General features: G+C 63.8%; 9 protein-coding genes. All 9 read right to left on the reverse strand.

Features of this window, described 5'->3' with window-relative positions; translation table 11 throughout:
- Nucleotides 1–10: 10 nt before the first annotated feature.
- Nucleotides 11–763 (reverse strand): formate dehydrogenase accessory sulfurtransferase FdhD, encoded by a 753-nt coding sequence (locus tag DMP08_RS02125; RefSeq protein WP_123191346.1) that lies wholly within the window; start codon nucleotides 761–763, stop codon nucleotides 11–13.
- An 88-nt stretch (nucleotides 764–851) separates the two neighbouring features.
- The gene (locus tag DMP08_RS02130; protein WP_123191347.1) at nucleotides 852–1751 is read right to left on the reverse strand and encodes a formate dehydrogenase accessory protein FdhE; all 900 of its coding nucleotides are present in this window, start codon (nucleotides 1749–1751) and stop codon (nucleotides 852–854) included.
- 182 nt (nucleotides 1752–1933) lie between these two features.
- A complete protein-coding gene (locus DMP08_RS02135) occupies nucleotides 1934–2695 on the reverse strand; it encodes a cytochrome b/b6 domain-containing protein (RefSeq protein WP_123191348.1) in 762 nt (253 codons plus the stop codon).
- Nucleotides 2695–3615, reverse strand: coding sequence for a 4Fe-4S dicluster domain-containing protein (locus DMP08_RS02140; RefSeq protein WP_123191349.1), 921 nt, complete (start codon nucleotides 3613–3615; stop codon nucleotides 2695–2697). The genes DMP08_RS02135 and DMP08_RS02140 overlap by 1 nt, the downstream gene beginning before the upstream one ends.
- 15 nt (nucleotides 3616–3630) lie before the next feature.
- Nucleotides 3631–6768 (reverse strand): molybdopterin-dependent oxidoreductase, encoded by a 3138-nt coding sequence (locus DMP08_RS02145; RefSeq protein ID WP_148042319.1) that lies wholly within the window; start codon nucleotides 6766–6768, stop codon nucleotides 3631–3633.
- Between the two features lie 410 nt (nucleotides 6769–7178).
- Nucleotides 7179–8027 carry an alcohol dehydrogenase gene (locus DMP08_RS02155; protein ID WP_123191352.1) on the reverse strand — a complete coding sequence of 283 codons (849 nt, stop codon included), beginning with the start codon at nucleotides 8025–8027 and terminating at the stop codon, nucleotides 7179–7181.
- 128 nt (nucleotides 8028–8155) lie between these two features.
- On the reverse strand, nucleotides 8156–9760 hold the full coding sequence (locus DMP08_RS02160) for a GNAT family N-acetyltransferase (protein WP_244596748.1): 1605 nt from the start codon (nucleotides 9758–9760) through the stop codon (nucleotides 8156–8158).
- Between the two features lie 237 nt (nucleotides 9761–9997).
- Nucleotides 9998–11542 carry a GNAT family N-acetyltransferase gene (locus tag DMP08_RS02165; protein WP_123191354.1) on the reverse strand — a complete coding sequence of 515 codons (1545 nt, stop codon included), beginning with the start codon at nucleotides 11540–11542 and terminating at the stop codon, nucleotides 9998–10000.
- A 161-nt stretch (nucleotides 11543–11703) separates the two neighbouring features.
- The gene (uvrA, locus tag DMP08_RS02170; protein ID WP_123191355.1) at nucleotides 11704–14583 is read right to left on the reverse strand and encodes an excinuclease ABC subunit UvrA; all 2880 of its coding nucleotides are present in this window, start codon (nucleotides 14581–14583) and stop codon (nucleotides 11704–11706) included.
- Between the last annotated feature and the right edge of the window lie 147 nt (nucleotides 14584–14730).

Consider the following 14730-nt stretch of genomic DNA (forward strand, 5'->3'; position numbering starts at 1 on the left):
GTCTCATTCCTTACCCGGAGATGCGCTCTGGACAGGACAACACCCTCAGGCGACCGTCGCGACAATGCGAAACAAGCGTAACGCCTAAAGAAGCCGCGCGTCGAGCCGCTTCATCGGTAGCCGACTTGCGCGACACCAGCACGGGGCACCCGCCGCGATACGCTTTCAGCGCCATCTCCGCGCTGATGCGTCCTGTGATGAACAGGGCCTTGTCACGTACATCCACGCGATCGAGCCACGCCTGCCCTATCAGCTTGTCCATGGCGTTATGGCGCCCTATGTCCTCGCGCACCAGCAGCAGGCGATTCGCCCCCGGCGCGCCCAAGCCGCATCCGTGCACGCACTCGCCCGTGTTGCGCCGCGGGCTTCTTTCGCACAGCTCGTCCATGCAGGACAGAAGCGCATCGGCATCGAAACGCGCGGTTGTCGACAGCCGCGCCGCATCCGGCACGCACGTCCCGCTGCGCATGAGCGCGGATTGCGCGCAGCCAGACGACGTCACGCGATGCAGAGGCACGTAGCCGTCGACCGCCTGCTCGCCCGACGCTACGTACACCTCCGCCTTCTCGGGATCCGCCGTGACCTCGACCAGGCGGTCGCGGTCGCTCAGCAAGCCCTCCGAAAGCAAATAGCCCACGGCAAGCTCGTGCAGCCCGTAGGGGCTTCCCTGGCTGACCGCCACCGGAGCGTCGTTCAAATAGATGCGAATAGGTCGCTCGGCCGTCTCCCGCGGGACGGGCGCGGCGTATTCCACGATGGCCACAAGCGGCCTCCTTTCGTTTGCTCTTCCTGCATTCGGCGCGCAGCCGGGTGCGCTTTGCGCATGCGCGGCTGCATGCGCGCCAGCGCGATCAGCGCTCGCCAGCCGCTTGGGCGTTCGCCTGCTGATAGGCGATCAGATCCAAACGCGCCATCACCACGTCCTCCACCTCGAAGGCGAAAGGAGCCAGCGCATCCTCCTGGTACACGGTGCGCACGTAACCGCCGCATTCATCGCAGGTGGCTATACGGTGCGCGTCGTCGCCCTCCACGTTGAAGTAGTGCAGGTGCGCCTGGTTCTGCGTGCCGCAGCGCGCGCAGCGGACCCGCTCGAAATCCCACGCGGTGCCGCACTGGCCGCACCACAGCTCCTTGCCGCGGCCCTGCACCGCCTGGGTGTCGCCCACGCGCGCCACCGTAGCGGCACCGCCGCACACCGGGCAGCGCATCGGATGCGGTTCAGCCGCGCCCGCCTTGCGCAACGCGGAACCGACCTGGGCGGCCGGCCCGTCGAGCAGCGCGCGCAACGCCAGGGATGCAGCCAGCGCCCCTACGCGAGCGGGGTCTTCGCTCATGCCGTCATCGCGCAGAAGCGCCCCGAACGACTCGACGTATGCGGCAGGATCGCTCCCCGCGCACGCCACGTCGCTCGCCGCCACCACTCGATCCCATTTCGTGCGCGCGAACGCCTCCTGCACCGTAGCAGGAAAGCCGCCGCTGTCCAGCAGGCACGCCGCCGTGCGCGCGATTGCATCGGCAAGCGTTTCCGGGTCGATCGCCACCGGCGCATGGGCAAGCACCGGCTCCGATGCGGCATGCCAAGCAAGCAGGTCCTCGGCGGCAGGCACTTCGTACGACAGCGTAGCAGCTTCGGCCGCCACGCTGTCCTGAACGCCCCACACCTCGCGGAAGAACGCCAAACGGGCCGCGTCCGCGTCTTCGGATTTCGTCTTGTACGCGGCTATAGCCGCGTCGATGCGCTTCAGGTTCATTCCTGGTTCCCTCTCGTCGTATGTCCTCGTCATGCATCGAGCATCAGGTTATCCATCGGGACGCTCTGCGCGAAACCTCGGGCTTGCCAAACGGCAAGCGCTCGAGAGCGCCCCCGTGGAAGACCTGCGCCGCACCGGGCGGGCGCGAACCCGCCCGGCAGCGAAAGCCTCTCCCTACACGTTTACTTCTCCACGACGTTCTTGCCGCTTGCGATCTCCTCGCGAGCCCAGTGGCCCCAGTGGTACAGGGCGTCGGACTCGGACACCATGCCGTCGCCGAACATCAGCTTGGCCGTGCCGCGATACGGCTGGAAGATTCCCGCGCCCAGGAAGATGTGCGCCAAGCCGAACACGGCGATGAGCAAGAAGCCCACGTCGTGCAGGAACAGCGTCACGCCGTACACGCCGGCACCGAAATCGAACACCGTCGTACCCAACAGCAAGATGACGCCCGTTACGCCCATGAGCGCGCCGGCAAACCACAGCATGCCGTCGGCGAAGCGCTGGCCGGACTTCAGCTCGCGCTGGTCGGGCATATGGATCCACTTCGCCATGAACAGGTACGGGAAGAACAGGAGCATCCACTTCTTGTCGTCGGAATCCCACCGATCGAACAGGTTCTTGAAGACGTGCTTCACGCCCTTCGGAGCCATGATGGCGCTGATGAGCGGCACCGCCACGAACACGACGCCGAGCACGCGGTGCGACATGCGGATGGCGAACACCGTGTCCGCGCCCACCGCAGCCGCCAAGGCCGGAACGAACACGAACAAGCCGGAGATGCACAGCAGGATGCACGCGATGATCGTGATGCCGTGCGTCAGACGGGCCTGCAGCGAATGGCGCTTGATGTAGCGCTGCTTGCCGCTTGCCGCCATCTGGTCCAAGAACGCCTTGTTCTTGGCGGCTTCCTCAGCGGAAACCGCAACGGGTCCCTTGCTCATCAGTTGCCTCCCTTCTTGCCCGGAAGGTTCTCGGTGATGTGCTCCATCACCGTCTCCTCGTCCTGTCCGTCGCCGTGCTTGAGCACGTTTCCGCTGTCGACGGACAACGTGTCTTCCGTCTCGGCGTTGTACGCCAGCTTATCGCGCTTGTAGCCGATGCCCAGAACGAACATGGCCGCCAAGCCCGCAACCGTCAGGCCCGTCACGGCGCCCGTGACCGGCTTCATGATCTGCGTCAGGCCGACCATCGGGTTGATCTGCGGATCCACAACCTGGCCATGAGCCTCGACGCCGTACTTGAGCACCTGCACAACATGGAGGCCGCCGATCTCGTCCTCGCCGTACACGCAGGCGTCGCTATAGCCTTTGCCCTGCAGGTACGCCACGCGCTCGCGGGCGATGGCCAGCATCTCCTCGCGATCGCCGAACTTGAGCGCTTCGGGCTGGCACGTGGTCACGCAGGCCGGCTGCATGCCCTGCTCGACGCGGTCGAGGCAGCCCGTGCACTTGTTGATCTTGCTGTTGGGACCATGGTAGCGCGGCACGTCGAAGGGGCATGCCGACTTGCAGTACTGGCACCCGACGCACTTGGACTCGTCGACCGACACGAAGCCCGTCTCCTCGTCCTTGGCGAGCGCGCCGCCCGGGCAAACGGTCGCGCAGGGAGCATCCGTGCAGTGCTGGCACGAACGACGGCCGAACGACCACATGACGCCCTTGTCTCCGCCGGCTTCCTCGTTGAAGCTGATCAAAAGGCGCGTGTCGCCATTCAGGTTCATCGGGCTCTGGTACGAACCCGTCCAAGGATTGCCGTTCTTCTCCAGCGTGGAGGGCAGGTTGTTCCACATCTTGCACGCCACCTGGCACCCGCGGCACGCCGAGCACCGGGAGGAGTCGAACAAAATCGCTTTCTCAGTCATTTCTCATCCCCTCCCTTACGCCTTCTCGACGTCCACGAGGAACGCCTTGTACTCGGGCACGAACGTGTTGGGATCGCCCACGTTCGGCGGCAGGTCGTTCACCACGTCGCCCGTGCCGAACTCTCCCGCCCAACCGAAGTGATGGGTCATGCCCACCTGGTGAACCGTCTGGCCGTTCACGGTGAACGGCTTGAAGCGCGGCGTCACCAGCGCATGCACCTTGACCGAACCGCGGTTGTTGAACACGCGCACCAGATCGCCGTTGGCGATGCCCTTCTCGGCCGCCAGCTCTTCGGACATCTCGATGAACTGCTCGGGAGACGCCTCGAGCAAAGCCGGGCAGCAGCGGGTCTGGCCGCCGGTCTGCCAATGCTCGGTGACCGAATAGGTGGTCACGGCGATAGGATACTGGCTGCGGTCGCCCTTCTTCACCGACTCGTACTCGGCGAAGCGGATGCACGGCGAGTTCTGCGAGCCGTTCATCTGGTTGTCAGCCGGGCTCTCGAAGGGCTCGTAATGCTCGGGAACCGGACCGTCGTTCATGCCGTAGCTGATCAGACGGGCGTTTTGCTCCCACAACATGAAGAACGCCTTGTTGTTCGGCGGAACGGGAGTGCCGTTTTTAGCCGTCACGAAGTCGGCCACGTCCACCTGGTCCCACTTCTCGCCGGTCCACTCGACCAGCTTCTTCTGCGGGTTCCAAGGCTTGCCCGCCAGGTCGGCGGACGCGCGGTTGTACAGGATGCGGCGGTTCGACGGCCAGCAGTACGCCCACTCGGAGTTCAAACCGATGCCCGACTTGTCCTCGGTGTTGCGGCGGCCGATAGGCTGCTCGGCCGGATCGAGCGGGGCCTTCTTGTTGGCCCAGAAACCGGTGTAGATCCACATGGCGCACGCCGTGGTGCCGTCCGCCTGCAAATCGCCGTAGGTGCCCAGCAGATCCACATCGGCCTTGCCGAAGTCGGACGAGGCGATCTTGTAGCCGTTGAGCGCCCATGCCACGGGACGCGGGTCGATCTTGCCGTCCACGTAGTAGTCCCACTTCGCGTTCAGAATGGGATCGGGGTTGGCGCCGCCCTCCTTCTTGTACAGGTCCACGATGCTGGTCCACAGCAGGTCGCAGATCTCGTAGTCGGGCTTCGCCTCCTCCCACGGCTCGACGGCCGCGTAGCGGTACTGCAGCCAACGGCCCGAGTTCAGGATGATGCCGGGCTTCTCGTAGATGAGCGCGGCGGGCAGGAAGTACACCGTCGTGTCGATCTGGGAGGCGTCCATGTCGGGAGCGTCCCAGAAGCTGGCGGATTCCGTGATGACCCAGTCGGCCACGACCAGCCAGTCGAGCTTTGCCATGGAGCGGCGCACGTTGCCGGCGTTCGGAGCGGAGTGGCACGGGTTCATGCCCCAGTTGAAGTAACCCTTGATAACGCCCTTGTTCATCAGCTCGAACGAGCTCATGATGGTGTAGTCCGGGCTCTTGGGAACCTTCGGCCACCAATCGTAGCCGTAGTCGTTCTCGACCGTGGCCGCGTCGCCCCACCATTCCTTGAGCGAGGACACCAAGAACTTCGGCTTGTTGGTGTAGTAGCCGTCGGCGTACGTTTCCTTCTCGCACCAATCGCGCAGCGTGGGCGTGCCGTACTCGGTCGGCCACTTGAGGTAGGCCGGATGCTCGTGCACCATCATGCCCATGTCCGTCGCGCCCTGCACGTTCGGCTCGCCGCGCATGGCGTTCACGCCGCCGCCCGGCATGCCCGCGTTGCCCAGCAGAAGCTGCAGGATGGACATGGCGCGGCAGTTCTGAGCGCCGTAGTGATGCTGCGTCTGACCGAGCGCGTACAGGATGGTGCCGGACTTGTCGGGAGCGCCCGTAGCGGCGTACGTGGCGTACACCTTCTCGAGCAGACCCTTGTCCATGCCGCAGATGCTGGACACCGTGTCCAGGTCATAGCGGGAATAATGCTTCTTGAACTGCTGGAACACGCACATCGGATCCTGGAGGGTCTCGTCTTTCTTGGGCGTTTCCAGCGTCAGGGGCGTGAACGCCGGCGTGCCGGGCTTGTTCACCCAGGCGTAGTCGCCGCCCTCGGAGGTGTCCCACTTCGCCTCGGATTCCACCTGGTAGTGCCAGCTATGGTTGTTGTACGTAGCCGTCTTGTCGTCGAAGCCCGAGAATATGCCCGTGTTCACATCGAACGAGTATTCGGAATCGAGCAGGTACGAGGCGTTCGTGTAGTTCAACACGTACTCGTGCTGCCACAGATCGTTTTCGATGATGTAGTTGTACAGACCGCCGTAGAAGGCGATGTCGGTGCCCGAACGGATGGGGCAGTAGATGTCCGCCATCTCGGCCGAGCGGGTATAGCGGGGGTCGACGACGATCCACGTCGCGCCCCGGTCGAGCGCCTTCTGCACCCATTTGGCGGAAACAGGATGGTTCTCGACGTTGTTGGAACCGATCGTCATGATGACGTCGGCGTTCTGGTAGTCGCACCAATGGCCCGTCATCGAGCCGCGACCGAATGAAGCTGCCAGACCGGCAACCGTGGGGCTGTGTCAAACACGAGCCTGGTTGTCGACGGCTATCACCCCTAACGAGCGCATCATCTTCAAGATGAGGTACTCTTCCTCGGAGTTCTGCTGGCTGCCGCCCAGGCTCGCGATGCCGGGCGTGCGGTTGACCGTGACGCCGTTGGACGTCTCCTCGAACGTGGCGTCGCGCGTCTGCTTGACCCAGCGCGCGATCTCCGCGATAGCGTCGTCCCAGGAGATGTCTTCCCATGCGGAAGAACCGGGGCGCCGCACGAGCGGCTTCGTCTTGCGGTTCGGGTTCTTGATGACCTCGCGCGTCTGAGGATCAACCACGTTGCGCAACTGGAACATCGTCGCGCCCTTCGGGCACAAACCGCCCTGGTTGATGGGATGATCGGGGTCGCCTTCGAGGTTGATCAGCTCGCCGTCGCGCGTCGAGCAGATAACGCCGCACCCGCCCGAGCAGTAACAGCAGATGTTCGTGTACTCCTCGGTGTTCACGAGCTTCCAGTCTGAAGACGGCTCTACCGCGAACGCCTCCGACTGAGAGGACAGCTCAAACGCCATGGTCGCAGCTGCCGCTGCGCCAGCGGCTTTGAAAAAGCCCCTGCGTGACAGGTTCATGTCCTCGTTCTCCTTCCTTCTCGTCCAGTGAATGCACGCTTCGGGAACCAACGAGCGAAACGGCGCCGAGGGCATGGGAGACGTCGTCTTGTTCGCATGGTGCCAGGCTCGCATGCAGGGTCGCGGGCAGCAGCCCTCCGCTGCCTCGCTGTCGCGATCGTACCAGTTCGGCAGAAAGCGACCTCATCAGTTTCTGATGAAACGGGGGTCTTTATGCGTATACATGCGTAACCGGGCTATTTTTACTCGGTGAACGGCATTCCATCAAAAATGCCCTCTGACGAGGTGCGAAGGCCAACGGCGCGTTTCAGGCGGCAAACGGCGCGCAGGAAAACGGGAGCGGTAGCAGCGACCCTTCCGGGAGGCGAATGAGGACTCGTCTGCACATTGCATACGGCAAGAACGGGTTGCTACAGGTCCTCGATGACTTTGGCGGAAACCACATTGCTCGGCGATATGAGGATGGCGCCGACTTTGCCGATCTCCGGCGCGTCGACATAGAAGGTTCCGGAAAGCGTTTCACCCATGACGAACAATCCTTCGTCCTGCGTCGACACCACGATATCAACCCCGGATACTCCTTCGAGATGAGCCTTGTCGTTGGTCACCGCCACGATGAAATCAACCTTGTGCTCGACGAAATACGCCACCTGCTTCTCGACCGTGCGCTTCGACAGCGGGCGGTCCACGCTGAACACCCCAAACCGATGCGAGCCCTTCTTGAGAATCGTGCCCTCGGCGTAGCGCTCGGGAGATTCCGTATCCAACTCGAATACCGTGGCGCCCTTGCCCTCGTAGCTTGAGCGAGCCTCCTCAACCGTCAACGGCTTCTTCGCTTTCGATGCCGTAGAGCTAGCCGCCGACGACGCCGTTTCAAGCGCGCTGTTCTTGCGAGCCGTTTCGTCAAGCGCATCGGGCTTCGCGCGCGCGGCATCGGCTTCGGGAACCGAAACAGCTGCCGAACCCGCCGATTGCCCGCCCTCGAGGCTCTTGGGCGCTTCGGACTCTTGAGGCGAAATCGACCCGACAGGCGCGTCCGGGACAAGCGCATCGTCAACATCGGTATCGTCGGGCGGAACGGTGCCCGCGTACACGATGGCCGTGTAGCCGTCCATGCTGCCGAACGTGTCATCAATGTTCGAAGCCGCAACATTCCACGAATGCCCAGCGACCAGGTACCATCCCAAGCCGCCCAAACTGAGCACGATCAAGGCGGCGAACACCGCCAGCGCTATTTTTTCGCGTGATTGAGGAGACATAATGCCGGTTATTATACCCTTGTGCGCGCAGGGCGGCGGCGGATGCGCAAACCAGACAGAATCTCGACAGGTTCCAACGCCGGCGCGCGCCTTTGTCGATGCGTCCGACCGAGGCGCGCGCTAACCTGCTACCAGCACTTTTCGTAAACCACCCTGCGTTTCACACGGCCCAGCCTATCGCGTATCTCGATATCGCCGCAGAACACGTAGCCGCACTTCTCAAGCAGTGCGCGCATGGGCTGGTTCTCGGGGTAGACGTCGGCGCGCAGGCTGCGCCTCCCGGCATCGCGCGCGATGCGCTCCGCCGTGCCCAGGATATAGGCGCCCACGCCGCACCTGCGCGCCTTCTCCTGAACGCACACCCAGTGCAACGCGGCGTAATCAGGCTCTCCATCAGGCGGTTCAGGCGAATCGGTGAGCCACCGCGCGCCCGTTGCGCGCCCGTACGCGGGATCTCCCGCCGGGTTCACAGCGAACATGCCCAGCACGCGCTCGACGGGCTCCTCCGAATCACCGTCGCTCGCCTCGCCCGCCGTCACCACCACGTACGTCTTGCCAGCATCGATCGAGCGCATGATGCGCCGCGACGACGGGTACTTTTTCAGCCCTTCGTCAACTCCAAGGCGCGCAATAGCGCGGTGGGTTTCCTCCTGCAGCAGCTGCACGCGCCTGAAGTCGTCGCGCTTCGCCCTGCGCGCGGCGTAGTATCCCAGCTCGGACGCACGGCCTTGGAACAGCGGAAGGTCCTCGGAGGCACCGTCGTAGGCAGCCGCCCCTTTTGCGCCTTCCTGGCCCCGCTCGGTGATCATGAATATCATGGCCACGATCATCGCGCAGCCCACGACGTCGAACACCCCGACGGGAGTGCCCAGCCACACGGCAGAGATCACCGTCGCCGCAACCGGCTCCACGCACCCCACCAAACCCGCGCGCACGGGGCCCGCGTCGGTGATCCCCTGCAAATAGAACAGGTACGCGGCGAACGTGCCTACGAGCACCATGGCGATCAACACGCCCACCACCGACGGATTCAGATCGACCGGTATGGTCCACGGCTGCACCACTGCGGTGGACACCACGCCTCCCATGAGCATGGCCAAGCCGGTCACGATGAAGCTGCCCCATTTCTCCAGCGCCTTGCCGGGCAGCAACGTGTAGAACGCCAGCGCGATAGCCGAAATTAATCCCCAGAACAGCGCCTCGGGAGGGATGGCCAAAGACCCCAGATCGCCCTTCGTGGAAACGATGACCGTGCCCGCCATGGCCAGCACGAGCCCGATGCCCTGACGAAGGCTGGGCAGGCGCCGCGTGCGAAGGCACACGTACAGCATGATGATGATCAGGCCCAGTCGCTCGAGAACGGTGCCCGTCCCCGCGTTGGTGTACGAGATGGCGGTCAAGTAGCTCACCTGGGTCAACAGCACGCCCAGCATCGCGAACGCCGCGATGCGCCCGAGCGAGCGCTTGTCCCGGAACACGGCTGCAAGGTTGCGCGGCTCGCGCACCATGCACACCACCAGAAACAGGCACGCGGCCAGCAAAAGACGCACGCACGTGATCCAGGAAACGGGGATGCCGCCCTCGCCCGTGAGCATCTGGGCGCACGTACCGGAGAAGCCCCAGCAGATGCCGCCCAGCGCAGCGAACACTACGCCTCGAAAAATGCGCCCGCGCGACCGTTCGCTCGAAGAACCCCCGTCGTTCGCGCTCGTCGCCTCAGCTACCTGGCTCATTCCGACCCTCCCCTCGCGCATTCCGTCATGCCGAGCGAAGCGCTTCGGGGCATGAGGTCGGGGTGCGTGCTCTCCGGCTAACTGTCCATCGATTCGTCGCGTTCGTTCGGGGTGACGCTTGCCTGTTCGTCAGCACATTCTCGCATGCGGGAACAGCTTCGGTAAAGGACTTTCCGCATACTTTGAGAACTTTTTTGCAGTTGAACGAAAACGCCCCGTCAAACGGCTGTTTTAAAGCTACGAGCGCAAAACCCTCTCGTACGCGACGCGATGCTTCTCCCGTCCGAACACGTCGCGTATCACCATGGAGCCGCATCGCTCGTAACCGTGCTTCTCCAAGAGCTTCTGCATGGGAAGGTTCTGCGGGTACACATCGGCGCGCACGCTCAAACGGCCTCCTGCGCGCGCGATCTGATCGGCCTTGTCCAAAATGAACATGCCCACGCCGCGTCGCCGCGCGTGACGGTCGACCGAGACCCAATGCAGCTCGGCGTAGGGCTGCGGACTGGCCTTCGTGTCGGTAAGCCACGCGCCGTCAAGCTCGTTGTCGTAGTTCTTGTCGGGCGAAAACGAAACCGCGAACACCGCGATGACGCGGCCGTTGCCGTCCTCGATCACATGCGTGGTGCCGTTCTTTATGCTGTGCATGAGACGGCGCGCCGAGGGGTACTTCTTGCTGCGCCCTTCATCGATCCCCAGCTCGGCGAACGTTTCATGCCCCACGTCCAGCAACGCCGCAACGCGATCGAAGTCCTCGCGCACAGCCGGGCGCGCGGAGTAGTAGCCCAGAACCGACGCCCGACCGGCGAACAACGGCGGATCGTCGAAATCCGCAGCCGGCGCACCAGCCGCATCGCCGGGCGCCGCCTTCGGCTCGCGCTCGGTCACCAAGAAGATCATGACCACGATCATGACGCAGCCCAGCATGTCCCAAGCCGAAACGGAAGCGTGCAGCCAGAAGAGCGCCAGCAACGTAGCCGATACCGGCTCCACGCAGCAGAGCAGGCTCGCCTTCACCGGGCCGGCATCCGCCACGCCCTGCAGGTACAGCATGTACGCGCCCAGCGTGCCCACCAGCACGATGGCCACAAGCGCTGCCAGCGCGCCGCCCGAAAGCTGGACCGGCACCGTCCAGGGTTGGAACACCGCAGAGGCCGCCGATCCGCCGAACAGCATGGCCAGGCCCGTCACCAGCATGGCGCCCCATTTCTTCAGGACGCGCACGGGCATGAGCGTGTAAAAGGACAGCGCGACGGCAGACAGAAGACCCCAGGCCAGGCCCTCCACCGGAATGGCCAGGCCGCCGAAGTCGCCCTGGGTCGCGATGACCAGCATGCCGCCAAGGGCAAGCAGCAGGCCGCCCGCTTCGCGCAGCTTCGGGAAGCGGCGCTTGCGCAGGCACACGTACAGCATGATGAAGACGAGTCCCACCTGCTCGAGCGTGGTGCCCACTCCTGCGCTCGTGTACTCGATGGCGTACAGGTAGCTGATCTGCGTGAGCACGACGCCGAACACCGCGAAGGCGGCTATCTCGGCAAGCGAGCGCCAGTCGCGAAACACCGCAACCAGATCGCGCCAATTGCGCATAGCGGTTATGGTCAGGAAGAACGCGGCGGCTATCAGCATGCGCACGCAGGTGATCCATGTCGCCGGCGCGCCGTACTCCATGAGCAACTGCGCGCAGGTGCCTGAAAAACCCCAGCAGATGCCGCCCGCCAACGCGCACGCCACACCGCGCGCCACATGGCGCCTTCCGCCCGTCGCCGCTACCGCTTCCGCCACGTCTCCTCCGACTCTCGATCGATTCCGAATGCTTCCCCGGCCCCGTCAAGCGCCAAGGCCGCCGCGTATAGTCTCACGCGCGACGGCCTTGGTAAAGACAAGAATCGGTAAATTCTCGCAATATATGCATTGCGCCGCATAAACGGCGCGAAATCCGCCCGCTAGCCCAGCATGCGCTTCACGAACGAACCGGTATGGCTGCCCTCGACTTGGGCCACTTCTTCCGGCGTGCCCTGCGCCACGATCGTGCCGCCGCGGTCGCCGCCTTCGGGACCCAGGTCCACGATGCGGTCCGCGCACTTGATGACGTCCAAGTTATGCTCGATGACCAGCACGGTGTTGCCCGCGTCCACCAAGCGCTGCAGCACGACGAGCAGCTGGCGCACGTCCTCGAAATGCAAACCCGTGGTGGGCTCGTCCAGAATGTAGAACGTCTTGCCGGTCTGGCGACGTTGCAGTTCGCTGGCCAGCTTGACGCGTTGAGCCTCGCCGCCCGACAGCGTGGTAGCGGGCTGTCCCAGGCGGATATAGCCCAGCCCCACGTCGAACAGCGTTTGCAGCTTGCGCTTGATACCGGGAATGTTCTCGAAGAACGCCAAGGCGTCCTCCACCGTCATGTCGAGCACGTCGGCGATGTTCTTACCGCGGTAGGTGACCTGCAAGGTCTCGCGATTGTAGCGCGCACCGCCGCACACTTCGCACGGCACGTAGATGTCCGGCAGAAAGTGCATCTCGATCTTGATCTGACCGTCTCCCTTGCACGCCTCGCAGCGACCGCCGTTCACGTTGAAGCTGAACCGTCCAGGCCCGTAGCCGCGCGCCTTCGACTCCTGCGTCGAGGAGAACAGCGCGCGAATATCGTCCCACAAGCCGATGTACGTGGCAGCATTCGAGCGCGGGGTCCGTCCGATGGGGCTCTGGTCGATGTTGATGACCTTGTCGATCTTGTCCAGGCCGGTGATCTTGCGGTACGCTCCCGTGCGACGATGCGCGCGGTTCACGCGGTTCGCCAGCGCCGGAGCCAGCGTGTCGGTGACCAGCGAGCTTTTACCCGAACCCGACACGCCCGTCACCACGGTCAACGTGCCGAAGGGGATTTCGAGGGTGACGTTCTTCAGGTTGTTCTCGGTCGCACCCGTCAGCTTGAGCGATCCCCTGCGCGGCTTTCGGCGCGTCTCGGGCACCTCGATGGCGCGACGGCCCGACAGGTAGTCGGCAGTAAGCGACCCTTCCGTGCGCATGACCTCCTCCGGGGTGCCGGCGGCCACCACTTCCCCGCCGTGCTCGCCCGCACCCGGACCCATGTCCACCACGAAGTCGGCGCTTCGGATGGTGTCTTCGTCATGCTCGACCACGATGACGGTATTGCCCAGGTCGCGAAGATGCTCGAGCGTGGCGATAAGGCGCTCGTTGTCCCGTTGGTGCAAGCCGATGGACGGCTCGTCCAAAATGTAGAGAACGCCCATAAGGCCCGCTCCGATCTGCGTGGCCAAACGGATGCGCTGCGCTTCGCCGCCCGACAGCGTGGCCGTGGCGCGCTCGAGCGTCAGGTAATCCAAGCCCACGTCGACCAAGAACTTCAGGCGAGCTTTGATCTCCTTCACGATAGGTCCGGCGATATGGCCGTCCTGGCCGTCAAAGGAAAGCCCCTCGAAGTACCGCAGGGAATCAGCCGCGCTCATTTCCGTTACGTCGTGGATCGACTTTCCGCCCACGGTCACGGCCAGGATCTCCGGCTTCAGGCGCTTGCCGCCGCACGTCTGGCACGGCACCACGGCAAAGTAGGTGGCCAGCTTCTCGCGCTGGGAATCGCTTTGAGCCTCCTGGTAGCGGCGTTGCACGGCAGCCAGCGCGCCCTCCCACTCGATGTACCAGTAGGTTTCGCGCCCGTCCACCGTCACGTAGTCGACGCGAACCTTTTGACCGTCCAGCCCATGCAATAGAGCGTCCTGAGCCTTCTTGGGCATATCCTCCCACGGAGTGTCCTCGTCCGTGCCCATGTGCTCGGCCACCGCGCGCAGTACCTGGGGGTAGTAGTTGCCGGTCTTGAACGGGGCGATCACGCCCTCGGCCAAGGTGAGCGACGGATCGGGAACCACGAGCGACGCATCCACTTCCTCGCGGCTTCCGATGCCCAGGCAATCCGGGCAGGCGCCGTAAGGGGCGTTGAAACTGAAATCGCGCGGCTGCAGCTCGTCCATGGAATGGCCATGCTCGGGACACGCGAGCGCCAGGGAGAAGATGTGCTCCCCTTCGCCCAAACCGCCCGTGGCGCCGCTCGACTTGCCGCCGCCCTCGCCGAGCGGCTTTCCATCCTCGCCCAGCACCTGCACGAGCACGCGCCCCTCCGCCAGCTTCGTCGCCAGCTCCACCGCTTCGGCAATGCGGCTCGTCGCGCCGTCCTTCAACTGCACACGATCCACCACCACGTCGATGAAGTGCTTGATCTTCTTGTTGAGCGTACGCGGCTCGCCGTCAAGCTTCACGATTTCGCCGTCGATGCGAACGCGGCCGAAGCCCTCCTTTTGCAAATCGGCGAACAGCTTCGTGAACTCGCCTTTGCGACCGGCCACCACCGGCGCCATGATAATGGCCTTCGCGTCGGGCGCGAGCGCCAGAATCTCGTCGGTCACCTGGTCGGTTGTCTGCTTCTTGATGACGCGCCCGCACTCAGGACAGTGCGGCACGCCCACGCGCGCGAACAGCAACCGCAGATAATCGTAGATCTCGGTGGTGGTGCCCACCGTGGAACGCGGGTTCTTGCTCGTGGTCTTCTGGTCGATGGACACCGCCGGCGACAGGCCGTCGATGCTGTCCAGATCGGGTTTGGACATCTGGCCGAGAAACATGCGCGCGTAGCTCGAAAGGCTCTCGACGTAACGGCGCTGGCCCTCGGCGTACATCGTATCGAACGCGAGGCTCGACTTGCCGCTGCCCGACAGGCCCGTGATGACGACCAACTCGTCACGGGGAATGGCGAGGTCGACGTTTTTCAGGTTGTGCTCGCGGGCACCTTTGATAACGATGGCGTTCTGTCCCATGTGCGCTTCCGCTCTTTCTTCCTCTATCGTTCAATCGGCATCCCTGCTCCCGGTTCAAGGGAGCAAATATGGATACCTGAAAACTATCATTTCCATGCAATCGTTCATTGTAGCGCACACGGCCCAGAGATAGCGCAAAAACATTTG

Source organism: Paraeggerthella hongkongensis (genome assembly GCF_003726035.1).
GTDB classification, from domain to species: domain Bacteria; phylum Actinomycetota; class Coriobacteriia; order Coriobacteriales; family Eggerthellaceae; genus Paraeggerthella; species Paraeggerthella hongkongensis.